The organism is Variovorax sp. GrIS 2.14 (genome assembly GCF_046115955.1).
In the GTDB taxonomy this organism is placed as follows: Bacteria; Pseudomonadota; Gammaproteobacteria; order Burkholderiales; family Burkholderiaceae_C; genus Variovorax.
Genome location: NZ_JBJXIA010000027.1, coordinates 1 through 26,355 on the forward strand (window position 1 = coordinate 1; position 26,355 = coordinate 26,355).

Annotated in this window: 20 protein-coding genes and 2 pseudogenes; 18 read left to right on the forward strand and 4 right to left on the reverse strand. The window is 63.2% G+C overall.

Annotated features, from left to right (window positions below; translation table 11 throughout):
- The first annotated feature begins 215 nt into the window (after nucleotides 1-215).
- From RCH10_RS24545 to RCH10_RS24580, 8 genes and pseudogenes are all read left to right on the forward strand, one after another.
- Nucleotides 216-1,898 carry a thiamine pyrophosphate-binding protein gene (locus RCH10_RS24545; protein WP_323502033.1) on the forward strand — a complete coding sequence of 561 codons (1,683 nt, stop codon included), beginning with the start codon at nucleotides 216-218 and terminating at the stop codon, nucleotides 1,896-1,898.
- 74 nt (nucleotides 1,899-1,972) lie between these two features.
- Nucleotides 1,973-3,331, forward strand: a complete 1,359-nt coding sequence (locus tag RCH10_RS24550) for an MFS transporter (protein WP_323502032.1) — start codon at nucleotides 1,973-1,975, stop codon at nucleotides 3,329-3,331.
- A gap of 71 nt (nucleotides 3,332-3,402) precedes the next feature.
- Nucleotides 3,403-4,395 (forward strand): 2-hydroxyacid dehydrogenase, encoded by a 993-nt coding sequence (locus RCH10_RS24555; RefSeq protein ID WP_323502031.1) that lies wholly within the window; start codon nucleotides 3,403-3,405, stop codon nucleotides 4,393-4,395.
- Between the two features lie 79 nt (nucleotides 4,396-4,474).
- Nucleotides 4,475-5,364, forward strand: a pseudogene (locus tag RCH10_RS24560) (IS3 family transposase).
- Nucleotides 5,365-5,574: 210 nt separating this feature from the next.
- Nucleotides 5,575-5,706, forward strand: coding sequence for a hypothetical protein (locus RCH10_RS24565; RefSeq protein WP_323498976.1), 132 nt, complete (start codon nucleotides 5,575-5,577; stop codon nucleotides 5,704-5,706).
- Nucleotides 5,707-6,177: 471 nt separating this feature from the next.
- Entirely contained in the window at nucleotides 6,178-6,705 is a 528-nt protein-coding gene (locus RCH10_RS24570) for a hypothetical protein (RefSeq protein ID WP_323498977.1), read from the forward strand.
- 1,594 nt (nucleotides 6,706-8,299) lie between these two features.
- Nucleotides 8,300-8,950: a BON domain-containing protein gene (locus RCH10_RS24575; protein WP_323498978.1), complete on the forward strand. Its 651-nt coding sequence runs from the start codon at nucleotides 8,300-8,302 to the stop codon at nucleotides 8,948-8,950.
- 259 nt (nucleotides 8,951-9,209) lie between these two features.
- Nucleotides 9,210-9,881, forward strand: a complete 672-nt coding sequence (locus tag RCH10_RS24580) for a PRC-barrel domain-containing protein (RefSeq protein WP_323498979.1) — start codon at nucleotides 9,210-9,212, stop codon at nucleotides 9,879-9,881.
- A gap of 86 nt (nucleotides 9,882-9,967) precedes the next feature.
- Here the strand turns inward: RCH10_RS24580 and RCH10_RS24585 are convergent, their stop codons facing one another.
- Nucleotides 9,968-10,831 (reverse strand): oxidoreductase, encoded by an 864-nt coding sequence (locus RCH10_RS24585; RefSeq protein WP_323498980.1) that lies wholly within the window; start codon nucleotides 10,829-10,831, stop codon nucleotides 9,968-9,970.
- A gap of 218 nt (nucleotides 10,832-11,049) precedes the next feature.
- Here RCH10_RS24585 and RCH10_RS24590 point away from each other — a divergent pair, with 218 nt between their 5' ends.
- From RCH10_RS24590 to RCH10_RS24620, 7 genes and pseudogenes are all read left to right on the forward strand, one after another.
- Nucleotides 11,050-12,171: a cation diffusion facilitator family transporter gene (locus RCH10_RS24590; protein ID WP_323502030.1), complete on the forward strand. Its 1,122-nt coding sequence runs from the start codon at nucleotides 11,050-11,052 to the stop codon at nucleotides 12,169-12,171.
- Nucleotides 12,168-14,537 (forward strand): HAD-IC family P-type ATPase, encoded by a 2,370-nt coding sequence (locus RCH10_RS24595; RefSeq protein ID WP_409054424.1) that lies wholly within the window; start codon nucleotides 12,168-12,170, stop codon nucleotides 14,535-14,537. The genes RCH10_RS24590 and RCH10_RS24595 overlap by 4 nt, the downstream gene beginning before the upstream one ends.
- Before the next feature lie 130 nt (nucleotides 14,538-14,667).
- Nucleotides 14,668-15,048 (forward strand): TraR/DksA C4-type zinc finger protein, encoded by a 381-nt coding sequence (locus tag RCH10_RS24600; RefSeq protein ID WP_323502028.1) that lies wholly within the window; start codon nucleotides 14,668-14,670, stop codon nucleotides 15,046-15,048.
- Nucleotides 15,045-15,425 (forward strand): hypothetical protein, encoded by a 381-nt coding sequence (locus RCH10_RS24605; RefSeq protein WP_323498984.1) that lies wholly within the window; start codon nucleotides 15,045-15,047, stop codon nucleotides 15,423-15,425. The genes RCH10_RS24600 and RCH10_RS24605 overlap by 4 nt, the downstream gene beginning before the upstream one ends.
- A gap of 352 nt (nucleotides 15,426-15,777) precedes the next feature.
- Complete coding sequence (locus RCH10_RS24610; RefSeq protein WP_323502034.1) at nucleotides 15,778-16,929, forward strand: alkene reductase; 1,152 nt, start codon at nucleotides 15,778-15,780, stop codon at nucleotides 16,927-16,929.
- A 56-nt stretch (nucleotides 16,930-16,985) separates the two neighbouring features.
- Nucleotides 16,986-19,786: pseudogene (mgtA, locus tag RCH10_RS24615) on the forward strand (magnesium-translocating P-type ATPase).
- Between the two features lie 406 nt (nucleotides 19,787-20,192).
- Complete coding sequence (locus tag RCH10_RS24620; protein WP_323498986.1) at nucleotides 20,193-20,543, forward strand: hypothetical protein; 351 nt, start codon at nucleotides 20,193-20,195, stop codon at nucleotides 20,541-20,543.
- 43 nt (nucleotides 20,544-20,586) lie between these two features.
- Here RCH10_RS24620 and RCH10_RS24625 read toward each other — a convergent pair whose 3' ends face one another.
- Nucleotides 20,587-21,249 (reverse strand): hypothetical protein, encoded by a 663-nt coding sequence (locus RCH10_RS24625; protein ID WP_323498988.1) that lies wholly within the window; start codon nucleotides 21,247-21,249, stop codon nucleotides 20,587-20,589.
- Nucleotides 21,250-22,150: 901 nt separating this feature from the next.
- Here RCH10_RS24625 and RCH10_RS24630 point away from each other — a divergent pair.
- Genes RCH10_RS24630 through RCH10_RS24640 form a run of 3 tightly spaced genes read left to right on the forward strand, consistent with a single transcriptional unit; the run spans nucleotide 22,151 to nucleotide 24,043 of the window.
- Entirely contained in the window at nucleotides 22,151-22,939 is a 789-nt protein-coding gene (locus RCH10_RS24630) for a PRC-barrel domain-containing protein (protein ID WP_323502026.1), read from the forward strand.
- 33 nt (nucleotides 22,940-22,972) lie between these two features.
- The gene (locus RCH10_RS24635; protein ID WP_323502025.1) at nucleotides 22,973-23,626 is read left to right on the forward strand and encodes a BON domain-containing protein; all 654 of its coding nucleotides are present in this window, start codon (nucleotides 22,973-22,975) and stop codon (nucleotides 23,624-23,626) included.
- Nucleotides 23,627-24,043 carry a hypothetical protein gene (locus RCH10_RS24640; protein WP_323498992.1) on the forward strand — a complete coding sequence of 139 codons (417 nt, stop codon included), beginning with the start codon at nucleotides 23,627-23,629 and terminating at the stop codon, nucleotides 24,041-24,043.
- A gap of 273 nt (nucleotides 24,044-24,316) precedes the next feature.
- On the opposite strand, the gene RCH10_RS24645 is transcribed toward RCH10_RS24640, so the two are convergent.
- Together RCH10_RS24645 and RCH10_RS24650 are read right to left on the reverse strand one after the other, a co-directional pair.
- Nucleotides 24,317-24,952 carry a hypothetical protein gene (locus RCH10_RS24645; RefSeq protein ID WP_323498993.1) on the reverse strand — a complete coding sequence of 212 codons (636 nt, stop codon included), beginning with the start codon at nucleotides 24,950-24,952 and terminating at the stop codon, nucleotides 24,317-24,319.
- Between the two features lie 510 nt (nucleotides 24,953-25,462).
- Nucleotides 25,463-25,954 carry a 5' nucleotidase, NT5C type gene (locus RCH10_RS24650; protein WP_323498994.1) on the reverse strand — a complete coding sequence of 164 codons (492 nt, stop codon included), beginning with the start codon at nucleotides 25,952-25,954 and terminating at the stop codon, nucleotides 25,463-25,465.
- Between the last annotated feature and the right edge of the window lie 401 nt (nucleotides 25,955-26,355).

Below are 26,355 nucleotides of genomic sequence, written 5' to 3' on the forward strand. Positions count from 1 at the left end.
AGCGAGGTGAGGGCAAGGGCTATGCAGGCATCGTCAACGCGCTCTTTTATGGCCACAACTGCCACATGGTTTATGGCGACGCACAAGCCGTGCTGATCAAGATGACCGAGGCGGTTCGCGGCCTGGGTTTGCCCGCGGCAGCCTGAATTTCAATTACTTCCCATAGCGAACGCCACTCCGTTAAGTCGTTCATTCACTCATCGAAAGACAACCCCATGTACACCGTCGGCACTTATCTTGCAGAACGGCTTTCCCAAATCGGCCTTAAGCATCACTTCGTCGTGGCGGGCGACTACAACTTGGTCTTGCTCGACCAGCTTTTGACCAGCAAGAGCATGGAACAAATCTACTGTTCCAACGAATTGAATTGCGGCTTCAGTGCCGAGGGCTATGCGCGAGCCCAGGGGGCCGGCGCGGCGGTCGTGACCTTCAGCGTCGGCGCACTCTCCGCATTGAACGCCATCGGCGGCGCCTATGCCGAAAACCTTCCGGTCATTCTAATTTCGGGTACCCCCAACAGCAATGATCGAGCGACTGAGCATCTGCTTCACCATACCTTGGGAACGCACGACTTTCTCTACCAGCTGGAGATTGCCAAAAAGCTGACCTGTGCCGCCGTGTCCATCACCTCGGCCCTGGATGCCCCTGCGCAGATCGACCACGCGATTTGCACTGCATTACGCGAGAAGAAGCCCGCCTACATCGGCATTGCCTGCAACATTGCCGCGATGCCTTGCGCGGCGCCGGGGCCGATTAGTGCCTTGATCAGCGAGGACCCGAGCGACAGCAAGACGCTGACTGCCGCCGTTACCGCGGCCGCCGAATTCCTGAAAGGCAAGGAAAAGCCGGTGCTGCTGATCGGCAGCAAGCTGCGTGCCGCGGGAGCCGAGAAGGAGGCAGTTGCGCTGGCCGAGGCGCTCGGTTGTTCCGTCGCGGTGATGGCTGCAGCCAAAGGCTTCTTCCCGGAAGAGCATCCGCAGTACGTCGGCATCTATTGGGGCGAGATCAGTACGCACGGGGCACAGGCCATCGTGGACTGGTCAGACAGCGTTATCTGCATCGGCGCACTTTTCAATGACTACTCGACGGTGGGGTGGACCGCCACGCCGCACGGACCCAGCGTCATGCTGGCGGACCCAAGCCATGTTTCCTTTTCGGGACATGATTTCGGTCGGATTCATCTGCGCGACTTTCTTTCGGCGCTGGCCAAAAACGTCAGCAAGCGCGATGCAACGATGGTCGAATATGCGCGAATTCGAACTAAGCAGGCCCCAGAACATCCCGCAGAACCCAAGGTCAAGCTGATGCGCGCGGAAATGGTGCGTCAGATCAGGCCCCTGGTCACGGCGAGTACCACGGTGATTGCGGAGACCGGTGATTCCTGGTTTAACGGCATTGCTCTGGCATTGCCGGAGGGCGCGCGCTTCGAAGTTGAAATGCAGTGGGGCCACATCGGCTGGTCAGTGCCGGCCAGCTTCGGCTACGCGCTGGGGGCGCCGGACCGAAGAGTGGTCGCCTTGATCGGTGACGGCGCCTTTCAGCTCACCGCTCAAGAAGTGGCACAGATGATTCGTCAGAAATTGCCGGTCATCATTTTCTTGATGAATAACCACGGCTACACCATCGAAGTCGAAATCCACGATGGTCCTTACAACAATGTCAAGAACTGGGATTACGCCGGGCTGATGAAGGTCTTCAATGCCGAAGACGGACAAGGGCTGGGCTTTCGCGCCCATAACGGCGGAGAGCTCGCCACCGCCATCAAGAAAGCACTGGCCAACCACAAAGGCCCGACGCTCATCGAGTGCATGCTGGACCGCGACGACTGCACCCCAGAACTGATCTCATGGGGCCGACTGGTTGCAGCCGCGAATGGCCGGGCCCCGGCTCCGCGCTAGCGCCACGTCGCCCTTCTGGTCGAGCCGAGCGCGTTGACTCGGATTCCGTAACGCACCTCACTGGAATTCATATCATGGCAACTTCTCCCGCAAAGTCTCAGAGCGAGACGTCCGCCAGCGGCGATTCAGACAAGAGCGCGGCGTCACCGCCATACGACTTGAAACCGATGTTCTTTGTAGCTTGGTTGCTTTGCGCTATCTTCTACTTCTTCCAATATGCAGTGCGCTCCGCGCCGGGCGTCATGCAGAAGGAGCTGACGGCTGCCTGGGGCGGCAACCACATCGGCGCGATGATCTCGGCGTACTACGTGGCCTATGCCGTGATGGCGCTGGTGGCAGGGGTGCTGCTGGACCGCTACGGCCCACGCCGCACCATTCCGTTCGGCATTGCCGTGGTGGGTGTCGGCTGCCTGATCTTCGCGCAGGGCAGCGAAGCCGCCGGCATGGCGGGCTTCGTGCTGCAGGCCATCGGCGCGATCTTCGCGTTCATCGGGTCGTCTTACGTTGCTGCCCGCTACTTGCCGGCACGCATGCTGGCGTTGTTCATCGGCCTCACCCAGATGTTGGGCATGGCAGGCGCAGCGTTCGGGTCCAAGCCCGTTCACATGGCCATCGACCCGAGCGGAAGTTTCAATGTGCCGTGGCAAACCGTGTGGATCGCCTTTGCGTGCCTCGGTGGCGTCTTGGCAGTGGCCACCTGGTTCATCATGCCCCCCGAGAAGGGCGACAGCCCCAGCCATCACGGTGCGTTGTCGCTCGCCAGCGTCGTTAAGCCGTTCAGAGTGGTCTTCGGCAACCTGCAGAGCTGGCTGGCCGGTGCGGTGGGTGGCCTGCTCTTTCTGCCCACGACGATCGGCGCATTGGTCTGGGCCACGTCGTTCCTTCATGGCGGCGAGAACATGACGATGGCGGCTGCCGCGACGGACGCGTCGATGGTGCCCATCGGGTGGGTCATCGGCTGCCCGCTGCTCGGCTATATCTCCGACAAGATGGGGCGACGCAAGCCGGTCCTGATCGGGGGTGCGCTGGTCATGCTTGCCGCCGGACTGACCGCAATCTACGTTCCCGTGGGGACGCTCCCGCGCTATAGCGTCGCCTTGCTGCTCGGCATCGCATCGGGCGCCGCGATGATTCCCTTCTCGATGATGAAGGAGCTCAACCCGTCCGAGGTCAAGGGGACAGCCGCGGGGGTGATGAACTTCCTGGTCTTCGTGACGACCGGGATCATGTCGCCCTTCATATCGCGGCTGATGGTGCCTTCGCAAAGCACTCCCATGACATTGGCCGAGTTCCAAACCGCGTTCATGCCGCTGGTCGGCGGCGTCGTGTTGGCCATCGTGCTGAGCTTCTTTTTGCGGGAGTCTGGTTCGTCTGCGACCCATCCCAAGACCGGCAAGGCATCGGGCAAAGTGACCAAGCCGGCCGCCGCGTAGCAAGTACGAACCCCCCGAAGTCAGAACCTCGTGCTACGACTTCGCAGTGGCTCGAAGCAAAGGAGCAACCCATGGAAATCGCCGTCTTCAGCACGAAGCCCTACGATCGCCGGTTCATCGACGCGGCGGCCTCGAAGCAGTACAAGCTTCACTATCTCGACGCGCAGTTGACAGCGGATACCGCGGTACTCGCGCGAGGCGCGAGTACCGCGTGCGTGTTCGTCAACGATACGGTCGACGACGCGGTGCTTCAGACATTCAAGTCGCTCGGCGTGGGACTCGTGGCCCTTCGTTCGGCGGGCTTCAACAATGTCGATCTGGATGCTGCCAAGCGGCAGGGCATCGTCATCGCCCGGCCGGCGTACTCGCCCGAGGCGGTCTCCGAACATGCGGTGGCCTTGATGTTGTCACTCGACCGCAATATTCACCGCGCCTACGCCCGCGTTCGCGAAGGCAACTTTGCGCTGGAAGGGCTGCTCGGTTTCAACCTGCACGGCCGCACCGTGGGCGTGGTCGGAACCGGCCGCATCGGGACCAGCGTCGCCAGGATCATGACCGGATTCGGTTGCAAGGTACTAGCCTGCGACCTCAAGCCAAGCTCCGCTTGTAAGGAGATCGGCGTTGAGTATGTACCGCTTGCCAAGTTGCTGGAAGAGTCGGACATCGTCACGCTGCACTGCCCGTTGACGCCGCAGACCCGGCACTTGATCGACGCCGATGCTGTCGGCCGGATGAAGCGCGGCGCGATGCTGATCAACACGAGTCGTGGCGCGATCGTCGACACGAAGGCGGTGGTCAGCGGTATCAAGAGCGGCGCCATCGGTCACCTTGGACTCGACGTCTACGAAGAGGAGGCCGCGTTGTTCTTCGACGACAAGTCGGACGAAGTGATCCGCGACGACGTGTTCGAGCGTCTGCTCACGTTCCCCAACGTGTTGGTCACGGGACACCAGGCCTTTTTCACCGCGGATGCGCTGAAAGCCATCGCAGACACCACGATGGCCAACATTGACGCCTTCGCAAAGACTGGCAAGCCTGTCCACGAAGTCACCGAAGCCACCTGACTGATATGGGGAACTCTGACCCTGCCTCGATTTCACGTACATCAAGAAGTTGGAAACTTCGGATGTATGGAGAATCGAAATGCGAGATAGCAAACTGCCGAAGCGGCAGTACACGGAATAATTCAAGGTCGAGGCTGTCAGGCTGTCGGAATCGGTCGGAGGCCACCAAGCGGCACGCCGACTGGGCGTGCCCGTGGCGACGCTTGGCAACTGGAAGCGGAAACGATCGGCGGGAGGCATCTCGACGCTCGAGGACGCGATAAATGCTGCTGTACTGCCCGAGGCAGCTATGGTCGAGCGCGCATCACGCAGCAGCTTCGCCAGCAAGGCGAGCGCGCCAGCGCCGAGCGGGTGCGCCGAAGCTTGAAGCGTCAAGGGCTGCGTCTGGTCTATCGGCGGGCATGGGTGGCCACCACAGACTCGAGGCATCGCTTGCCGGTGGCGCCCAACCTCCTGGATCGTCGCTGCGATGGCTGGTTGCCAAACCAAGCCTGGGTGGCCGACATCACGTATGTTGCAACCGGTGAGGGCTGGCTGTACCTGGCCGCGGTGATGGACCTGGCGAGCCGTCGGATCGTGGGCTGGTCGATGTCCGAGACAATCGATGCGAAGCTGGTCTGTGCGGCGCTGAGATCGGCACACGTGCAGCGAATGCCGGACCCTGGACTGCTGGTACACACCGATCGTGGAAGTCAATATGCAAGCCACGATTACCGCAAGATGGCTGAGGACCTCGCGATCACAATGTCGATGAGCAGGAAGGCAGACTGCTGGGACAACGCGGCCATGGAGAGCTTCTTCAAGACGCTGAAAGTCGAGAGGATCTACCAGGTCCGCTATGACACCCGGGCGCAGGCTCGGCTGGACATCGTGGACTGGATCGAGAGTTTCTACAACCGCGTGCGCATGCACACGGCTATCGGATACCTCGCACCGATTACGAGGGAACGCAGCCTTCTGGCTGCATGACTTGGTGTACGTGGAAACGAGGCAGGATCACTGTTGGTGTGGTCGACGCAGACGGACAGCCAGACTGACGGCACGGCGCTTTTCGGCCGCACCCACGGCGTGGGATGAAGGCGATCCATGGGGTGGCACGGGAAGCAGCGAGGCAGCCATCGTCAAGGAAAGGATGGGAGGGTCGATTGCCTGTTCACAGACATGGGCCGCACGCAAGCCATGAAGCGCCAACCGTGCGGTGCGGCAACGCACATCGGCAAACTCAATACATGTCGTCATGGGCAGCGCAATCACACGCCGCTGCGCCAGGTGCTGCGCAATTCGCCCCTTGCCGGCAGCCTCGCGGCTTGATGCGTCAGCGGAAGACAGACGACAGACCAGGGGTGAGGCAGCGGTTCTAGTCGGTTGCAGCCCTGTCCCGCACGCCGGAAAGTGCACGCAAGTCTGCAGGCTGCAGGGTGGCCGAGAGCTTGTTACTGGAACGGCCGCTGCCGCGACCGCGAACCGATGTGGGAAGCGCTGGCCGGCTTGAAGGCGATGCGGCAGCCGGCGTGTGCGGTGCAGCGGAAGTCAATGGTCGCGAGCCCGATGTAGGGAGACGTCCGCTCGCTGACGCTCAAGTCGCGGCCATGACGCCTCGGCGTGGGTCCGGTCGCGCGACTGTGCGGCGACCCCATCCCGGAGTGAACTACGCCGGTCTGCGCATGCCTCTGGGCGCAATGAATGAAAGACCAATGGCAGCGTGAGGGTTCGCCAGCGCACAGACAGGCATCTGGCAGCGCCTGAACATTGCGCTGTGACGAGCACTTTGGAGATCTCTCTATGACTGCAGTACAGCCCACGCGCTTCGTTCACGGCCCGTCGCTGGTCGCCGTGATGCGGGCACCGGCATACAAGCCCGATGCCGCAAAGCCAGGCGAACTGGCCAAGGCAGAACCGAGCACGCGCGCCTTCCTCGGCCTGCTCAAAGCGTTCCGCGCCACGGGCGGCGCGGCGCCGGGTGATGTCCTAGGGGACATGCTGCAGGGCCATCAGTGCGGCGGGCTGGTAACCCTGGCGCGGTCCATCGTGGCGCGTCGGGTCTTCGCCTTTGATTGGCGCGGCGGACTCTGGGTGCCGATGTTCCAGTTTGAACCGGACGACCTTTCATTGGCGGTGGCGCCGCAAGAGGTTCGGGCTGAACTGCCAGCGATACTGCACGGCTGGGCGCTGGCGTGCTGGTTTGCGCAGCCGCACGCCGCACTGAGGGGCCAGGCGCCGGTTGACATGCTGCGCTGCGACCTACCTGCCGTGCTAGAGGTTGCCCGCGGCGCGCGCTTGCGTCAAGCGGGTGGCGCAATGTTTGGCTAGGCGGCCCCGGGGGCTGTAGCGCAAGCGCAGATCGCGCAGCGGCGCTGATGGACAATGCATGCCGCGTTTGTCACCTCCACCCCCGTTGACAGGTGGGCAGCCTGCCCCGGCCGCTGGTGCCTCTTGAAACGGGCACAGCACCTTTGATCCGGCCGGACCGCAAGGTGCGCACGCCAGCGCAGGCCGGGGCTGTTGCCCCGTCTGCGGCCGCATCGTTGGAGGACGCTTCATGCAAGGCGACTCGATCAGGACGGTCGAGGCGCCGTGAACTTCGGTGGGCAACTGTCGCGCCGGAATGGGGCTACCTCTGCGTCTGGAACCAGTGTGCATTCTTGCCCGGCACCGGTTGTGACAAGTTCAGGGCGCGCCTTTGTGGTCTTTCTGGCAGGCATTCTTGTGACGGCCTTCGGCTTCGGTGGATTCGGCCCTCTCCCTTTGTCGGCTTGCATCAATCTGCGGGAGGGGAGGCGGCGGCTTGACTTGGGTGACGGGCCCTTTGGGTGCTGCGGATTCATGGCGTTTATTACAGATGTGGACGATGCGACGGACGATTCCGGCGCGCTCAGAGTTCAATTTACGCAGTCGCCGTCCTCCGGTCTGCGCGTTGGCCTGCGCTGCAGCGCCGCGCGATGCAGCCGCTTTTTCGCTGCCTCCTCACCCATCCATTTTTTCAATCTCACGTGCGCACGTGGGCAGACTCAGTGCCAGCGAGGTACCTCCCCATGGTTGCACTGCCAGTTCTGCGTGACCACCGGAGCGTTCGGCGAATTCGACGACTTCGGCCAGTCCAGTATTCGTAAACCCGCATGTCGCGGCCCCGGAAAAGAAGGGAGTTGCCACCATTGGGCCATAGGCGCCTCTCGTGATTTTTGCAGTCCCGAACACCTCAAGCAAAGTGCCACCGGCGGGCTCGACCGTGGCCTGCAGGACCAGCCTCCCGCCGTGGATGGCAGCCCAGTGCGACGTCTGCGTCAGGCGTTCAAACGCGCTTGCGAACGTTCGCCAATCAACCACCCATGCAAGGCAGGTCCGATCCACTAAAAACATCAATCAAGATGCGCGTGTCCATCGAGTGGCGCAGCGTATAGGCCAGTGAGCACAGAAAAGGCAGGACTTCCAGACGGGCGGGTACCAGAGGCCACCGTGTGACAGCCGCAGGGTGGCGGGCGACTGGTGCGTCGCCGGGGCAGGGCGGGACGTAGCGAAGTCAGGAAAACAATCTTCAGATTCCATCAGAAAGTCCTCTGTTGCACTGGAAAGAGGTTGAAGGCCGCGGGCTCACTGAGGCGAACAAGTGCACCGCGCAGGGCGCGTGGCGTCAGCGCCCGCCATGTGGCTATCCGCGCCGAAAAAATTTTTTACATCGAGCAGACCACTGGGTCTGTACGCTGCCACATCAGTGCGAGAGCGATCGTGTCGAAGTGGTCGCCTTCGATGCTTTGCGGGGAAATGGCAAGAACCTGCGAGCGCGTTCGTGGCGCCCAAACCGAGAGGGCTAAGGCAGACCAGGGCGCGTTTCTTCTGCGTGACAGCGCACAGAACAAATTCCATGAGACCTTCAGACTGGCTTTCCCTACACACACGAAAGCTCTGGATGAAAACCGATATGCAAATCAAGGACGATGTTCTTGCCGAACTCAAGTGGGATCCGGCCGTCAATGCGGCGACCATTGGAGTGGAAGTCAAGGATGGCGTCGTGACCCTGGCGGGCCATGTGTCCACCTATGCAGAAAAGTACGCTGCCGAGCGGGTGGCGCAGCGCGTCTTCGGTGTGAAGGCCCTGGCTGTCGAGATGGACGTGAAGATGGACGGACACGCCAAGCGAACCGATGCAGACATTGCGAAATCCGCCGAGAGCGCATTGCAATGGACCACCTTCCTCACCAAGAGTCCGGTCATGATCAAGGTCGAGAAAGGTTGGCTCACGCTGACCGGTGAAGTGGAGTGGGAGTACCAGCGCAAGGCGGCCGAATTGGCGGTGCGCTATCTGCTTGGCGTCACGGGCGTGAGCAACCAGATCACGATCAAGCCCAGCACGTCCGTTGCAGTCGTCAAATCCGACATCGAAGCTGCCCTGAAACGGCGCGCCAACGCCGATGCGGCGAGCATCGCCGTCACCGTCAACGGCACGAAGGTGACCTTGAGCGGGACGGCTCGCAGTTGGTCCGACCGCGAATTGGCCGTGGCCGCGGCCTGGGCTGCACCGGGCGTGTACAACGTCCAGGACGACATCGCGGTGGTCTGACGACGCCATGTAGAGAGGGCGCTCGCGTCCTCAGAAAAATCGACGACGGGGAACAGCGGCGCAGGCCGCCCCTCGCGCCACGCGGGCGGCGACTGTCCCCTGCGGCGCTCAACCCTTGCAGTTTCAGCCGACCCCTTCGTGCTGACCGCACTGTGACTTGGCAAGCCTCGCCAGCCGCAGCTTGAATGTGCGGCCCCGCACAGATCCGGCAACGGCAATGGGGAAAAAACGATGTACACCATTCACTCGGTAAGAAACGATGAAAAAAACGCTTTCAAGGGGGCTGCTTGCCATGGCCGCTGCGTGCATGACGGCCGGTGCCGCCGCTCAGGTCGCAGGCAGGTCAGACCTGGGGACCGCCGCGTCACAAGGTCAAAGGATTGTCGCGGGGCGCAGCGCGAGACACAGCATCCTCGGCAAAACCGTCTACAACGAAAGCGGCGAGGCGGTCGCGACGATTCAGGACCTGATCGTCGATCCGGACAACAAGGTGTCATACCTGATCCTCAGCGGCGGCGGCCTGTTCGGCACCGAGGCGCACAGTGTGGCCCTCCCCGCAGATCAGATGCGCGAGGAAGGGGGCAGGATCGTCTTTCCGGGCGCGACGCGGCGCGCAGTGCGCGCCATGCCCGCGTTCCGGTACGCGGCCAGCAGCGCAAACCATGATCGGCTGGTCGTCGACGTGAGGGCGCAGCTGGAGCGCTCCAAGGCCAGGGTCTTTGTGCTGGAAAAGCAAGCTGCTGCGCTGACGGGCGCTCGGAAACTTCGCGTCGATCAACAGGTGGCCGACATCGCGAACGGCCAGGCGGCGGTGGAAGCGAAGCTGGGCAAGATGGAAGCGGCCGGCACCACCGAGTGGTGGCAATTCGAAGACGAACTGCGCAGCGCCACCACGCGCTTGCGCAAAACCATTGCCCGCGCGATCGGCTGACCGAAGGAGTGAAACGGTGCAACGCCCACTGGCGGTGCGCAGACGGTTTAGAGGGCCACCTGGGCGAGTCAGCAGCCTGGTTCTACCTAGAATTTCGGGAAATCGGCACCCCGCGCCACCGCTTCCACGCTGCGCAATTCCTCGCCCAGTGACCTGAGCTTGTCCATGGCGCCGTCGTAGGCATCATTGCCAAGCAGCAGGCGGTGCGGCGGATGGGGCGACGTCACCGCTTGCAAGATGGCACGCGCCGCGCGAACGGGGTCGCCGGACTGCTTGCCCGAGGCGGCCCGGACCTGGGTCCGTCCTGCCCCGGCGGTCGCAACATAGTCGTCGATGCTCACTTTGCTTTCATTGGCAGATCGCCCTGCCCAATCGGTGCGAAAGCCGCTGGGTTCGACCAGCATCACCCGAATGCCAAGCGGTTCGACCTCCTGCCACAGCGCTTCTGACAAACCTTCGACTGCGAATTTCGTAGCGTTGTAGTAACCGATCGCCGGGAAGGATCGAAGGCCCCCGATCGACGACAGGTTGACGATGAAGCCGCTGCGGCGCTTTCGCATGCCGGGCAGCACGGCACGGATCATGTGGCCCATGCCGAAAACGTTGACCTCGAACATCCTGCGGATTTCAGCGTCTTCGCCTTCTTCAATGGCCGAAAAATAGCCGATGCCGGCATTGTTGACGAGCACGTCGATCCCACCGAACCGGGCCTGCGCAGCGCGCAGGGCCGCATCGACCTGATCCGGCTTGGTCACATCCAGCGTGAGAATCAACACGTTTTCGGCGGCGGCGTAGGCCTCGAGTGTCGACGCATCGCGCGCGGTCACCACGGTGCGGTGGCCACGCTCGATGGCCTGGCGCGCAAGCTCGCGCCCGAAGCCCGTGGAGCAGCCGGTGATGAACCACACCGGCGGCTCGGTCACCAGTGCATTGCTGTGTTGGACTGCCATGAAATTCCTTGATGCGGACAGCACCGAGCCGGGTGACTGACCTGTTGAGCGCCATCGGCTCGGGTTGTTGGGACTGACCATGGGCAGCAGGCTTTGACGTTGCCACGCGGGGCTTGCGGCCTGTTGCAACCATGCGCGCCTGGTGCGCCGGAGTCTGTACGTTGGCCCACAGATTTGGGTCGTGAGCACCTGCCCCGGGCGCTCTTGCTGCCGCGTAAATGCGCGTTGCCGCACAGACCCCATGCGCGGTGATCGGCAAGGATCGAGTCATGCGAATAGCGTCGAATTTCCGGCATGGGCTCCTGCATCCCGGCTTGAGACGAAGCACCGGGTCACAGCGCGTTCTCTACGTCGCCGTGGCCGGTGACCTGGTCATCGCTGTCAGCAAGTTTGTGGCCGCGGCCCTGACGGGCAGCTCGGCCATGTGGGTCGAGGGACTGCACTCGCTGATCGATACGGGCAATGAAGTGTTGCTGCTGTTCGGCCTGAAACGCAGCCGACACGCACTGGACGAATGGCATCCGTTTGGCTACGGCCGGGCGACGTACATCTGGGCCTTGGTCGTTGCGCTGCTGGTTTTTTCGGTGGGTGGCGGCGTGTCGATCTACGAGGGCATCGTCAGGATGGTCGACGTGCCGGTCCTGGGCGATCCCAAGTGGAACTACGTCGTGCTGGCCGTGGCGGCGGTATTCGAGGGCTTCAGCTGGCGCGTCTCGCGACAGGAACTCAGTCGCCACCGGCGTCCGGGGGACAGCCTCTGGCGGACGGCGCACCGCAGCATGGACGTTCTTGTCTTCACGGTGTTCATCGAAGATTCGGCCGCGTTGATCGGCATGGTGATCGCCGCCGCGGGCATCGCGTTGAGCCATGCAACCGGCAATCCCTATTTCGATCCGGCCGCGTCGGTGGTGATCGGCATGGTACTGGTGAGCGCAGCCGCGCTGCTCGCACTCAAGAGCGTCCGGCTTCTGATCGGAACAGGCCTTGATGCGCAGGAGATTTTCCAGCTGCGCACCATCATTGCCGGGGACCCCGCCGTTGAAAGCGTGCACCATCTGCTCACGATGCAGCTCGGTGCGGATGACGTGCTGCTGACGGCCGCCGTGCGGTTCCACCGTGAGCTCAGTCTCGATCAGGTCGAACAGGCAATCGACCGACTCGAGCATTCGATCCGTTCGCAGAATCCCTGCATCAGGCATCTTTTCCTGGAGTCAGGCGCGCTCAAAGCGGTCGTGCGATCGGCCGTGGCGAATCCCGGCTTGGCGCTGGCGGACGATGTCTTGCAGGCGCGACATGGCACGGACCAAGGCGCCGATCCGGGACCTGCTGGCGGGCCATGAAGCAACCGGACGCGACGCCGCGCGCACCCGAGGGTGCGGCGGCCAGTGAACCGGGAAGCCTGTCGCGCACAGAAGCCCGCCTGAGGCTCGCGTCGACCGGCCCGAACCGGCTGCCTGACAACGCCCCGCCACCCTGGCGCGCGGCGCTCGGGCAGCTTTGGGCGCCGGTGCCGTGGATGCTGGAGGGAGCCATCGTCTTGCAGGTGGCGCTGGGTCAGTTTCCAGAGGCCGCGCTTGTCGCCGTGCTGCTGGTGTTCAACGCAGCTTTGGGGCTGTTCCAGCAAAGCCGGGCGCACGCCACCCTTGTGGCACTTCGATCGGGCCTGGCCCTGACAGCGTCGGTCAGACGCGATGGTGCCTGGCTGAAGGTGCCGGCCGTCGACGTCGTGCCCGGTGACACCGTCAAGCTTTCGCTCGGCGCCGTGGTGCCGGCCGATGCTCGCCTGACAGCTGGCGGCGTGCTGCTCGACCAGTCCATGCTGACGGGGGAATCGGTCCCGATCGAGGCGGGCCCCGGGGTGCAGACCTATGCGGGCGCCCTGGTGCGTCGCGGCGAGGCCGTCGCCGTCGTCACTGCCACCGGAGAGCGCACCCGGTTCGGTCGCAGCGCTGCGCTGATCCGGGATGCGCACGTTGTCAGCTCACAGCAGCAGGCCGTCCTGCGTGTGGTGAGTAGCCTGGCGCTGTTCAACGGCACCGTCATCGTGGGCATGGTGCTCTATGCCTGGCACGTCGACATGGCCTGGGTCGCGATCGTGCCGTTGGTGCTCACCGCGGTGCTAGCCTCGATCCCGGTGGCGCTGCCTGCCACCTTCACGCTGGCCGCGGCGCTCGGCGCGCGGGCACTGGCCAGACGCGGCGTGTTGCCGACCCGGCTTTCAGCCGTGGACGAAGCGGCTTCGATGGACATCCTGTGCGTGGACAAGACGGGGACGCTGACGCTCGACGCGCTGTCGGTGAGCACGGTCTTCGCGCTGCCGGGCTTTGATGAGGCGCAAGTGCTTGCGCTGGGCGCGCTGGCCAGCGCGGAGGGCGGACTAGACCTGGTGGACGCTGCAGTGTGCAAGGCGGCGGCGGCGCCGCCGCCCGTGGGACCGCAGGCCAGTGCAACCCGCCGCACGACATTCACGCCGTTCGATCCCGCGACAAAGATGTCGCAGGCCACCTTCGAAGCGACCGGCGGCGTGCCGCACCGCGCGATCAAGGGCGCGCCGTCCACGCTCTTCGCACTCGTTGCGCCCTCCGCCGGGGCATCCGCCGCCGCCGCTGCGCTGGAAGGCAGGGGCCTGCGCGTGCTGGCGGTTGCATCGGGAGCCGGCCATGCGCTGGAACTGGCCGGGTTCATCGCGCTCAGCGATCCCCCGAGGCCGGATGCTGCCGATCTCGTGACGCAATTGCGCAGGCTGGGCGTGCGCACGCTGATGGTGACCGGAGACGCCCCGCTGACGGCCGCGACAGTGGCGCGCGCGGTTGGCCTGGAGGGCGGGCTGTGCCCGCCCGGACCGATTCCTGCAACCCTTATGCCCGAAAGCTACGGCGTGTTCGCGGGCGTGCTGCCCGAGGACAAGTACAGGCTCGTACAAGCGTTGCAGAAAAGCGGACACATCGTGGGCATGTGCGGCGACGGTGCCAACGACGCGCCGGCCCTGCGTCAGGCGCAGATCGGCATCGCGGTGTCGACCGCCACCGATGTTGCCAAGTCGGCTGCGGGCATGGTCCTGACCGGTCCAGGCCTTGCCGGCATCCTTGCCGCGATCCAGGAGGGACGGATCTCGTTCCAGCGCATCCAGACCTACACGCTCAACTCGATCACCAGCAAGATTCTTCAGGTGACGCTGCTTACGCTGTGCCTGCTGGTCACCGGCGAGGCGATTCTGACGCCACTGTTGATGGTGATCATCATGGTCACCGGCGACTTTCTGGGCATGGCGCTGACAACCGACAACGTCGAGCCCACGCCCACGCCCAACGCCTGGCGCATCGGCCGGCTGGCCCTGGCCGGCGTAATCATCGGCCTATGCTCGATGGCCTTCTGCGCGGTCGTGCTCGCCTTCGGGAGCTACCGGCTCGGGTATGACATCGACAGGCTGAGAACGCTGGCCTTCGTGGCCATCGTCTTTGTCAAGCAGGCCACGACCTATACCAACCGCGAACGCCGCTCACTCTGGTCATCGCGCCCGAGCCGCTGGCTGGTGGCCTCGTCCGCGGCGGACATCGCCATCGCATCGACGCTGGCCTTCGCCGGCATCGCGATGCCGGCGCTGCCAATCTGGCTTGTGGCGGCGACGCTGTGCAGTGCACTGGGATTCGCCTTTGTGCTAGATGCAGTCAAGGTGCCGCTGTTCAGGCGCCTGGGCATCCGGTAGAGCGATGCCGTGAACGCGCCATCCCGCGGCGCGACAGCGCAGCGACTCCCGTCGTGTGTTGGCTGGCGCACAGACCTTGCTGCAGGCCATGCCTAGGATTTGACCTCACGGCTTTGCAAAGTACGTCTCGATGTCATCTTCCTTCCCACTTCCGCGCGCTCAGCGCAACCCGCTCGAGGGGCTCCTTCAATCACAGCTGCAAGCGCTCGAACGCCAGACCGCTTCCTATCTGGAGGGTTTGTCGCAGGTCGATCATGCGCAGCTTGCGCTGCAGCAGGACGCTGACGATGCCAGCCAGCGGGCGGGTGACCACGAATTCGAGTCTGCGGTGTCCGATCACCACAACCGGACGTTCGACGAAGTCACGCGCGCGCTGCACCGAATCCACGGCGCTGATTATGGCTTTGCAGCGACTGGCAACGCCATTGCTTTCAGCCGTCTGAGCGCCCAGCCTCAGGTGACACGCTGTGTCAGCTGCCAATCCATCGAAGAACGGAAACCTTTCCAATGAGTCTCTTTCACGCCGTCGCTTTCGTCGACCACCAGTCCGCACCGGTCATGCAGTTCGGATCCGAGCATGTAGTGGAGCGCAAAGTCCACGCGCATTTGCATGTCACACGCCAGCACCACAGCGTCGTGCGTTCCGAGCACGAATTCTTCGGCGAGGTCTGCGATGCGCTCGACGGCATTGCGGAAGTGCTGATGGCGGGTGGACACACCAGACTTGCCGACTTTCGGCATTACGTTGAAAAACACCGGCCCCTGACTGCAGCGCGCATCGCCGGGTGGGAGGTGGTGGACCGCCCCACCGAGGGCGAACTGGTAGCGCTGGCGCGCAAGCACTTCGCCCGTTACGACCAGATGGTTGGGATACGCGTTCCGACCTGAGACAAGGTGGTGTGCCGCCTCGGGCGGCGGAAGGATGGCACCGCGGTCTCCACGACGGCCTGATGCCTGACGCGAGGCCAGGCAAAACCTCAGTCTCATTCGAGGTGCCGTACCTCGTCTGATCACAGTCGCTGCGGGCCGCGGGCATTCGCATTGGCACGCCGCAACCAGACCGCACGGCACCAACCGGATGCTGCAGCCATCGCCAACGGATGACGCACGCGAGCTGTCCCCGGGCCGCTGCCTTTTGAACGCCAAGTGCGCTGGCGCACAGACCTGGCGGGGCACAACAAGCAAATTGGAGAACGCAGCGGCCCCGTATGCCGAAGAATTCCAGATCACGAGGTGCACCTTGGCAAACTTGTTCGACCCGATTCGCTTTGGCGACATTGCCGCGGTCAACCGCATAGTGATGGCGCCGCTGACGCGGGACCGTGCGGGCCCGGGGCAGGTGCCCACGCCGCTGATGGCGACGTACTACGCCCAGCGCGCCACTGCCGGCCTGATCGTTGCAGAGGCCGCGCAGATCTCGCCGGCGGCCCAGGGCTACCTCGACACGCCGGGCATCTACAGTGCCGCGCAGGTGCAGGGATGGCGCGGAGTGACCGCCGCGGTGCACGCCGTGGGCGCGAGGATCGTGCTGCAGTTGTGGCATGTCGGGCGGATTTCGCACACCTCGCTGCAGCCGGACGGACAGCCGCCCGAATCCAGCACGGCGCGCCGCGCGAACGTCCAGACCTTCACGGCCCAGGGCTTCGAGCAGGTCTCGACACCCCGGGCCCTGCGTCTGGATGAACTGCCGGGCATCGTCGCCGCGTACCGCCAGGCCGCACGAAACGCCATCGACGCCGGCTTCGATGGCGTGGAGGTGCATTGCGCCAACGGCTATCTGCTCGAGCAGTTCCTGCGCGACGCCATCAACGATCGCACGGACGCCTACGGCGGTCCGAAGGAGAACCGTATACGCCTGCCACTCGAAGTCATGAGCGCCGTGGCTGCGGAGATCGGAGGCGCTCGCACCGGGCTTCGGCTGTCGCCCGTCACGCCCGTTAACGACGCCGGGCAGGACAGCGATGCCCAAGGACTTTATGGCCACCTGGTTCAACAGCTGGCGCCGCTGAAGCTTGCGTTTGTCCACATGATCGAAGGCGCGACCGGCGGACCGCGCGATTTCCTGCCTTTTGACTACGCGGCGCTGCGCGACGCGTTCAAACAGGGCAGCGCACATGGGGCCTGGATCGTCAACAACGGCTACACGCGTGCGATGGCCATCGCCGCAGTGGGCAGTGGAGCGGCCGACATGGTTGCCTTCGGCCGCCCGTTCATCAGTGACCCGGATCTGGTCAACCGGCTGCGCCTCGATGCACCTTGGGCCGTCGTGCATCCTGACACACTCTACGGCGGCGGTGCGGTCGGCTACACCGACTATCCACCGCTGGATCTGGTGCAGGTACAAAAATTGATTGCGGTCAGCCCGGCGGAGGGTGGTCAGCCCACCACCTGACGGAATGGCGACGCGCCACCTGCAGGGTCTGCCGCTGTTGACCGTCGCGGGTGACGATGCGTAAGACACTCACTCAGGGCTTCAGCACCTTTCTTCGTCGCCATCGGGCGCAAGCCCACTTCGAGCGTCGGCCCTTGCTGGATGCGTTGGCGGCGATGCCGCCGCCGGCCGGCCCCGCGCACGACGATCACGCGCTGGCGCATGACTTGCTGGCCATCGCCCGGCAAACTCCAGCCGTCGCGCTGCTGGCCCTGCGGTCGCAAGCTGACGGCCTGGACGCCGAAGAGGCAGCTCGGCGCCTGCAGCAGATGGGCCCAACGAGGTGTAGCACGAGAAGCCGCTGCCGGGTTGGCTGCACTTGTGGCGCTGCTACCTGAACCTGTTCAATCTGCTGCTCATTGCCTTAGCTGTGATGTCGTTTCTGAGCGCGGATGCGAAGGCCACCACGGTGATCGGCGTCATGGTGATGCTGAGTACGGTCATCCGTTTTGTCCAGGAAAGGCGATCCCACCGGGCTGCGCCGCCCGGCCGGCGCAGGCACCCGTTTGGCGCCGCTGGCGTCCCATGAGATTGCGGTGCGCGAACTCGTAGCGGGGGACTTCGTGGCCCTCTCGGCAGGCGACATGATCCCTGCCGACTGTCGACTGTCGACTGTCGACTGTCGACTGTCGACTGCCGTGTGCTCAGCGCGCGGGACCTGTTCGTCGCGCAGGCCGCGATGACGGGAGAGTCGTTGCCGGTGGAGAAATTCGTGCAGAACGCATCGCCGGAGGCGGCCGGCGCGCCGAGTCCCGACGCGCTCGAGCAGCGCAACATCATCTTCATGGGGACCAACGTGGTCTCGGGCACGGTCACGGCGCTGGTCGTGGCCACCGGCGGGCGCAGCTACTTCGGCACGCTGGCCGCGCACGTCAGAGCCGTTGAGACCACACTCAACGCGTTCCAGGCAAGCGTCAACAGTGTGAGCTGGCTGCTCATCCGCTTTGCGGCCGTGATGTTGCCCGTTATCTTCCTCCTCAATGGCTTCACGAAGGGGGATTGGCTGCAGGCCTTCTTCCTTCTTGTTTGCACTGTCGGTCGCCGTAGGCCTCACGCCCGAGATGCTGCCGATGATCCTGACCAGCATCCTGGTCAAGGGCGCGGTGCTGCTGTCGCGCAAGAAGGTGGTGGTCAAGCGGCTGGACGCGATCCAGAACTTCGGCGCGATGAACATTCTGTGCACCGACAAGACGGGCACGCTGACACAGGACCGCATCACTCTCGCGCGCCACACCGACGCCTATGGCAACGACGCCGGGGACGTGTTGGACTTTGCCTTCCTCAATAGCTACTACCAGACCGGACTCAAGAATCTCCTCGACCGTGCGGTGCCGGCCCATGTCGAAAAACCCGCAGAGTTGAAGTTGAAGTTGAAGGAGGCTTACCGCAAAGTCGACGAGATTCCTTTCGACTTCGAGCGCAGGCGCATGTCAGTGGTGGTGGCGACCGTGCTGGCCGGCAAGGATCAGGCGCACCAACTCAGCTGCAAGGGCGTTGTGGAAGAAGTATCAGCTGCCTGCACGCAGGTGCGGGTACAGGAGCCCAATGAGGGCCGCGGGCAGTGCGAAGGTCCTTTACCCAGCCTGCCGTTCGATGCGGCACTGCTCGCCCGCACGCAGGCCGTCACTGCTGGGCTCAATGCGGCAGGGCTGCGTGTGGTGGCCGTTGCCAGCAAGACATTGCCGCCGAGCTAGACGCCTTACTCGGTGGCAGACGAATGCGGGCTGACGCTCATTGGCTATATCGCTTTCCTCGATCCGCGCAAGGAGTCGGCTGCACCGGCGCTGAAAAAGCTGGAGGAGCATGGCATCACAGTCAAGGTGCTGACGGGCGACAACGAGCTGGTCATGGCGCAGGTTTGCCGTCAGGTCGGCTTGGTCACCGTCACCGTCATGCTGGGCTCGCAGATCGAATTGCTCAGCGACGAAGCACTCAAGATCGCATCACAGCAACACCGCGTCTTCGCCAAACGCCCCTTCACAAGGAGTGCATCGGGCTTGCCTTGCGCGTCGGAGGCCACGTTGTCGGCTTCATGGGCGATGGCATCAACGATGCGCCAGCCCTGCGCGGCAGACATCGGCATTTCGGTCGACAGTGCGGTCGATATCGTCAAGGAAGCCGCCGACATCATCTTGTTGGAAAAAAGCCTCATGGTGCTCGACGACGGTGTGGTCGAAGGCCGAACCACGTTCTGCAACATGCAGAAGTACATCCGCATGACGGCAAGCTAAAACTTCGGCAATGTGGAGTGTTCTGGTGGCGAGCGCATTCCTTCCATTACTGCCGATGTTGCCGCTGCAATTGCTGGTGCAGGACCTGCTGTCCGACATCGGCCAGACCGGGATTTCATTCGACAACTTCGACCTGGAGCTGGTCAGCAAGCCGCTCAAGTGGAACCCTGCTGAAATCGGCCGATTCATGCTCTGCTTCGGTCCCGTCAGTTCGTTGTTCGACATCGTCACCTTCAGCGTCATGTGGTGGGTCTTCGATGCGAACAGCGTGGCCCGACAGGCGTTGCTCCAGTCCGGATTGTTCGTCGTGGGCCTGCTGACACAGACCTTGGTAGTGCATATGGCGCGTACGCCGAAGCTTCCCTTCGTACAAAGCCGCGTAGCGGTTCCATTGACGGTGATGACACTGACCATCATCGCGATCGGGCTGTGGCTTCCGCTCGGGCCGCTGGGCAGTTACTTCAAACTGCAGCCGCTGCCGCTCGTTTACTACAGTTGGCTGGTGGGAATTCTGCTGAGCTAATGCGCGCTTACGACGCTTACGACGCTTTCGACGCTTCTATATCCGGCGTTATGGCAGGCAATGAGTTCGCCCGCTCTTCGCCCGTGATCGACCCCAAGTGGATGCCGCTGGTCCGCATCAAAGAAAAGCGGTGCCTGCGTGCGTTAGCGAACGGAGCGCCGCTGGCACGCAGACTCATACTGGCGCTATGAACCATCAGCCATCTCCCTGGATGTCGCGCCCTTACGCTTTGTCTGCCTGGCGAGTCGACGGTCGCCAGCGTACCGTCGCTTCGTGGGCGGCCGCTTTGCCCGCGGCCATCCGACAGGCGCTGGCGTTGCGGCACGGACCCGGCCCGCTGTCGCCACTGGCATCGTCAGCGGGGGACGAAACGGCCATGCATGCGTCCTGTCTTTGAATGGCCGTGACGGTTGCGGGATCAGCAACAGCCGGTCTCTTTTTTTGTCTTTTTTCCCCAAGAAACTTTTGCCATGACCTACCAGGGTGAACGTGCCCGCCCGAGCGCCACGGAGCGCGGGCGTTTTTTTGCAGTCTCCAGTGTCCGCCTCGGCGGATCAGGACACGTCATGGATGTGTGCTGGCGTGAAGTCAATGCAGCTTCGGATCTGGATGTTGGCGCCAGCGTCGTCGCATCCGCGGCCGATGTGGTGGACGCCATCCACGATGGTGCACAGGTCGCTGCCATGTTTTCCGGGCGCAGCGCAGACCTGCCGCAGCGCCTGTTCATCGTTATCGAGCATCAGGATGGCACGGAAGCTCTCGCACTTGACGGGCCGTCATCGCCGGGGCGCAATCTGGCCGATATTGCCGTCTTCACATGACTGACGCGAGCGACCGATTCCGGGCCCTGGCAGCCGCCTGCCGTCATCTAATGTCGCCTAGCGCAACTCTGAACTCCTCCAGCTTTGCCTCGTAGGCATCTGCTTCGCCGTAGTCCAGAAATCGGTTGTAGCGCGCGTGGGTCCCGAGGATTTTGTGGGCGTGCTTGATCGGACAGAAGTACTGCTCCGTGCGCGCCAGGATCTCGGTCACGTACGCCATCAGGCCATTGCCATACTCACAGTAGGTGCAGTGGAACTTCTCGATGAAGTTCAGGTAGCCCAGGTGGCGCCGGTCGAAGACCAGGTAGTCGCTGCGTCGCACCTTGGCAATGCTATAGATCGGGAAACAGGCCCATTGATAGAAGCTCACACATGCATCCAGCAGAAGCAACGGGATCACCATGGCGTAGATGAGCGGGCCGGTGATGAGATTTTGCGGACGGTCTGCCACCAGCCAGCGCAAGAAATTCGTCTTGAGCTTGCGGTGCGCGTCGCTCACCGAGCGCTCGAACTCGACGCGCCTGCCGTTGATCCGGAAAAACATGCGGCTCTCTTGGTCATTGACAGCGCTGCGCAGGTCCGCCTCGAGTGTCGCCATCTGCGCCAGGATCTGATTGATTCGGTCGTTCATGCCGTCAAGCTTAGACCTGAACACGTCGCTGCTACCCCTTCTTGTGGCGCTGGCGCAGGCGGCGCGCGCTGTCACACGGACGGGGCGATCGAACCTCGGTAGAACCGGGGCCTGCTTGCAACGGCCAGCCGGCCGCGTCATCACACTGGAGTGGACCCATGACAACAAATGCCCTCGCAACGGTAGGGCTCGCGCGCATGCTCGCACCGCCCGTGCGGCGCACTGATGGCGACTGACGGCTGGCGATACCGCGCGGTGGCCGGATGCTTGACTCTGCAATGGCAAGGTCTGCTGGTGATGTTGGGCCTGCAGGTGGCTCGGTGGCTCAGTCGCTTGCCACGTTGTGGCTGCCCCATCTGAGCGTCGATGTCGTCAACCTGGGCGTGGGACGCGACGATCGCGCCTAAGTCATCCACACAGGCACGGTGATGCTGTCGCTCTCCGTGCTGCAGGTGATCCTGGCCGTTGGCGCCTCGGTGGTCGGTGCGCGGCTGGCTATGCGCTACGGGTGCGACCTGCGACCTGCGGGCTCGGGTCTTTGCGCATGTGCAGGCCTTTTCTTTGCACGAGATGAACCGCTTCGGCATGCCGTCGCTGATCACGCGAAGCACCAACGATGTCTTGCAGTTGCAGACGGCGCTGCGGGCTGGCCGCGCCAAAGCCGTTTCGCAGAACTGCAGGCGATGCCAATGCCAGTCTGACACTGCGAGTCTGAGCGGCCTGGGCCGCGCCATGCGTTCGCGTGACCGCACAAGGACTGTCGTGAAGACCGGCACTGGTTGATAAAAAAGCATGCGCTGCGTTTGGGACTTGCAAGCCCACACCCTCCTAAAAGCTTCCTGCGCGGCCGCCCCCGGGCAACAAGCGGGGCGTTGATCGCATCGGCCGCCAGCCTGTTGCGGGGAGGCGCTTCCAGGCGGCCCGAGCATTGCTGTGCAATCCGCAATCCGTCACCTGCTGATCGTCATCGTGTGTCGTGGCTTCGCGGGTCGTCCCCTGCGTTCGTTCGCGCACAGACGCACCGCAGCCCGATGCCTATAACCAACGAGAGTCCCTTCGTCCCGAACAATCTCGAAAGAAAAAATTCATGGAAAAGACTCTATTGATCGCAGCGTTGACTGGTGCGAGCCTGCTTGGCGTCGTGGGCGCGTCCCACGGGCAAGTCGCGGGTTCCAGCACGACCACCGGCGTCACTGTCACAGAAAACACGCAGATCGCTATGGGCTGGAGCGTCAAGAAGACCGTCCTGGGCAAGACGGTCTACAACGACACCGGCACGAAAATTGGCAATGTCGAAGACCTGATCATTTCGCCGCAGCGCAAGCTGTCCTACGCAATCATCGGCGCTGGCGGCTTTGTCGGTATGGGCCGGCATGACGTCGCTGTCCCGGTCTCGCAACTCGAAAACCGATCGGGCAAATTGGTGATGGTGGGCGCTTCCAAAGAGGCCCTCAAGTCACTGCCTGCCTTTGCCTACGCACCGGACACCACGCAACGGGACCAGTTCATCGCCAGGACGGACCGGGATATCGCGACGGGCCGGCAGGACCTGACGGCATGGGAGAAGAAGGCGTCCTTGGAGTCCAAGGAAGTGAAGGCCGGCATGGACAAGAACATAGCCGCTGCACACGTCGATCTGAAATCGGCCGAAACAAAGCTCGGCGAAATGAAAGATGCCACCGCCAATCGTTGGAAGACTTTTGAAGCCGGCGTGACTGCGGCCACCGAGCGGATGCACCGTTCGCTTGAAAAAGCCAAAGCCTGAATGCCCGCTCCCTCCAACGCACAGAAAGCCCCCATGAAAACCGATTCGCAATTGCAGCAGGACGTCCAGGCCGAACTCCAGTGGGAACCCGCCGTCGACGCCACCCATATTGGTGTTGAAGTGACAGATGGCATCGTCACGCTGGCCGGCCATGTCAACAGCTACGCCGAGAAATGGGATGCGGAAAGCGCCGCCCAGCGCGTCGCAGGCGTCAAAGGTCTCGCAGTTGAAATGGAAGTGAGGCTGCCCGGCACAAGCCAGCGCGTGGACGCTGACATTGCCCGTTCAGCGGACAACGTATTGGCGTGGTCGTCCTTCATACCCAAGGACAGTGTCAAAGTCATGGTCGAGAAAGGCTGGGTCACGCTGACAGGCAAGGTGCGCTGGGATTTCGAGCGGCGCGGTGCCGCATCCAGCATTCGCCAGTTGCTGGGCGTGACGGGCGTCAGCGACCAGATCAGCATAGAGCAGGCGGCGTCTTCGACCGTGGTGAAGGCAGACATCGAAGCCGCCCTCAAGCGACGTGCCCGAAACGACGCGGAGCTCATTTCCGTACACGTCCGAGGCGCTGATGTGACGCTTTCCGGGACCGTTCACAGCTGGGCAGAGCGCGACTTGGCGAGTCACGCTGCTTGGAGCGCGCCGGGCGTGAACAACGTTGTCGACAACCTCACCGTGACGTTCTGAATGGCCCGCACAGCTTTGCGCAACCTCGCGGGGCGTTTGGGAATGATCCTGAAAAAAATGCCGATCCTGTCGGCCGCCGCTGTAGTGATTCATTTGCTTTTCCCTGTGGCTTCGTCCGCGTTCGCGCAGGGGCGGGGAGAAGCAGACCCCACGCAGGCCAAAGCACCGCCGATGGCGCGGACGACCGCTGCGGAGCGCCGCGCAGCGCGAGACTTGCGCAAGAAGAACGGTGAACGCGCAGCCAGGGGTGCCCAGATGGGCGAGGGGCAAAGCGAGCCTGTCGTACGGCCCTTCGTTCCCCTGAACGAACGCATGGACGCGTCGCATCGTCGCGCCGAAGCAAACCGTGCAGCCAATCAGGCCGGCGCATTCCCCAGGGGCGGCAGCGGAGACGCACCAGAAAAGCAAAAGCGCTGATCGGCTGCAGGCCTGGAGGAAAGCGACCGCAGTCTCGCCAGACGACGGCGCGCGCTCGCGCGGCATGCCCGCCGAACCGTTGCACCCGGCGAGGAAAGCCGCGCGCAGTATCAACGGCGCCGGGCGTATGAGGCTACCTGCAGGCCGCGTGCCGAGGCACGTCGGCACCAGATTGTCCAGGGCAATGGAGTTGGCCAGCCGGCGGGTTGATGCGGACGCGATTGCGAAAGCGGATGCCTTTGCGATCGAACCGTTGAAGCCGGACGCCCGTCTTCAAGCGCTGACGCGCGTCGCTGGCTGAAAAGCGGAGGGTCCAGTGCAGGAGTGCTCGGCGTATCCGGACACTGGTTCGTTGCATTTTCGGGAAAGCGATCTTGTGACAGTGTGGCCAAGTCTATGAAACAGTGACAGCCCCGGCGCGATCGGCCGGTCTTGCAAGCCAAAAGTATCTGCAGGACTTCCCGGGTACTGCAGCACCTTGCCTTCATGCGCAAGCGTCCAGTTGGCTGCTTCGTCAGTGCGAAGACTTGCGCGGTGAAGGGGGCTTCGGAATTTTGGCACGTGTTTGCTCAGGTCGAGCGGCCTGTACGGCCTGATCATGTAATCGTTGGCACCGGCCGCCAGAGCGGCGGCGACATCGGACGCGTCAGCGCGATCGCTTAGCACGATGACCGGGATGTGCGACTGCCGTACTACGCGCAGCCAACGCAGAAGGTCCACGGCCAGCCGACCCTGAGCTGTGAGCGCAAGGATCAGCAGTTCGGACGTCTCGCCGCTCAGAGCGGACCGCAATGCCACGCCGTCGCTGGATGGCGTGTAGAAAATCGGCTCGTCGCCGCGCGACGCCTTCAGCGCCGCCACCAAAAGCTGCGCTTCTTCTTGGTCTTCATCGAGCAGTGCTATGCGCATTTGTCGGCCTCGCGAGTTGACGGCTCCGACGTCGGGCTGGACAGTGCGGAGCTGAGTCGCAGCAATCCTGGGGCGTGGCGCCGAGGTCGTGCGCTCATGGTGGGACTGGGTTAGGGGGCGTCCGTCCACCAGCGGACTTGCCTCTGGAGTGCAGGTCTGGTCTGTGCCGTGGGGATCATGCTGATGAAAGGGACAGGGGGCAAGCGCAGCCCCATCGCGGACACAACGGGCACCGCATTGCGTGTGTCGTGTGATTGCGCATCGCAGGCAGCCGCCGAGTGAGCCACCCCGATGCCAGCCGACGCTTGGCTGTGGACCTGCGCCTGCGCAGGCGCACGGCCCGCGCTGTGCGTCAATGCCGGTGCGTGCTGCGCACAGTGGGAATCAGTCGGGACCGTGGGCAGTGCAGTGAGCCCACAATTCAACACACGAGAAGTGTCAGCGCCTGCTGGCGCGGTAGGACGTCTCATTCGAGAGCCCCGGCGCCGGGAGGGCACCGAAGGCCCTGTCTCAACAGAGCGATTTGGAGGCTGGTGGCGGCATTGGCTTTTGCAACGCACCGAAGACCGCGACGAGCGTCGATCGCCAGTTGCCCGTGAAGCGGACCACCGTGCCACGAAAGTGATCCACGTTGGCCCACTCCAGATGGTCATCGATCAACACGTCTCGCCTTTCACCAACGCATCCCTTGTCCGGTGTGATGATCACGCGATCAACGAACTGTGGAAAGTAATCGCGTATCCAGAGCAACTTCTCTGTCGCGGCGCAGGGATTCGAGGGCGGAATCTTCGTGACGACAAACATCTCGATGCCTTCCGTTTCCAGAAAGGCAACTGCATTGCAGGCACCTTCCGAGGGCAGCAGCGTGCGGTATGCCCCCGGCAGGCGCTTGAACTGGCTGGGCGTCATGGCGCAGCTGGCGCACGCGGCGTCGAAGTCGGCAATGACGCCGTCCATGTCGAGGTAGACCCGGGCCTTGTCCGGGTAAGAGCGTTGTCCCACTTTGTTCGTCTTTCAGCCTCGGAGCGGGTGCGCGCAGCGCCTGCGACAGCGCGATCCGGGGTTTCGACGTTTTCGTTCCCGGTCCCCGGATTCTGACGGTGCGGTAAAGAAAATTCTGTGCGTTGGCACACGCAGGCGCGCAAAGACGAAGTTCAAGCGCCATCTGCGTTCCCTGGCCATGGTGTGCTGTCGCACAGACGGCACACTTTCTCTCGAAATATGGTGGAGTCTGTCATGCCACCAGGCGGCGTGCAAAGAACCGTATCCGCGGGTCGGCCGCAACGCGAATTTTCTGTGTTGCCACAGTCGCGGCCGGTTATCCACAAGTTCACACCACCCCATTTTTCAGAACTCAGGAGCAAATTCAACATGGCCAAAATCATCGGCATCGACCTCGGCAC

Bases quoted from the DNA above. Each gene is read 5' to 3' on its own strand.
- RCH10_RS24575 (WP_323498978.1), top strand. From the start codon at position 8,300: ATGAAAACCGATATGCAAATCAAGGACGATGTTCTTGCCGAACTCAAG.
- RCH10_RS24555 (WP_323502031.1), top strand. From the start codon at position 3,403: ATGGAAATCGCCGTCTTCAGCACGAAGCCCTACGATCGCCGGTTCATC.
- RCH10_RS24620 (WP_323498986.1), top strand. From the start codon at position 20,193: ATGACCTACCAGGGTGAACGTGCCCGCCCGAGCGCCACGGAGCGCGGG.
- RCH10_RS24550 (WP_323502032.1), top strand. From the start codon at position 1,973: ATGGCAACTTCTCCCGCAAAGTCTCAGAGCGAGACGTCCGCCAGCGGC.
- RCH10_RS24590 (WP_323502030.1), top strand. From the start codon at position 11,050: ATGCGCGTTGCCGCACAGACCCCATGCGCGGTGATCGGCAAGGATCGA.
- RCH10_RS24600 (WP_323502028.1), top strand. From the start codon at position 14,668: ATGTCATCTTCCTTCCCACTTCCGCGCGCTCAGCGCAACCCGCTCGAG.
- RCH10_RS24595 (WP_409054424.1), top strand. From the start codon at position 12,168: ATGAAGCAACCGGACGCGACGCCGCGCGCACCCGAGGGTGCGGCGGCC.
- RCH10_RS24605 (WP_323498984.1), top strand. From the start codon at position 15,045: ATGAGTCTCTTTCACGCCGTCGCTTTCGTCGACCACCAGTCCGCACCG.
- RCH10_RS24585 (WP_323498980.1), bottom strand. From the start codon at position 10,831: ATGGCAGTCCAACACAGCAATGCACTGGTGACCGAGCCGCCGGTGTGG.
- RCH10_RS24645 (WP_323498993.1), bottom strand. From the start codon at position 24,952: ATGCGCATAGCACTGCTCGATGAAGACCAAGAAGAAGCGCAGCTTTTG.
- RCH10_RS24640 (WP_323498992.1), top strand. From the start codon at position 23,627: ATGGCCCGCACAGCTTTGCGCAACCTCGCGGGGCGTTTGGGAATGATC.
- RCH10_RS24545 (WP_323502033.1), top strand. From the start codon at position 216: ATGTACACCGTCGGCACTTATCTTGCAGAACGGCTTTCCCAAATCGGC.
- RCH10_RS24570 (WP_323498977.1), top strand. From the start codon at position 6,178: ATGACTGCAGTACAGCCCACGCGCTTCGTTCACGGCCCGTCGCTGGTC.
- RCH10_RS24565 (WP_323498976.1), top strand. From the start codon at position 5,575: ATGAAGCGCCAACCGTGCGGTGCGGCAACGCACATCGGCAAACTCAAT.
- RCH10_RS24635 (WP_323502025.1), top strand. From the start codon at position 22,973: ATGAAAACCGATTCGCAATTGCAGCAGGACGTCCAGGCCGAACTCCAG.
- RCH10_RS24580 (WP_323498979.1), top strand. From the start codon at position 9,210: ATGAAAAAAACGCTTTCAAGGGGGCTGCTTGCCATGGCCGCTGCGTGC.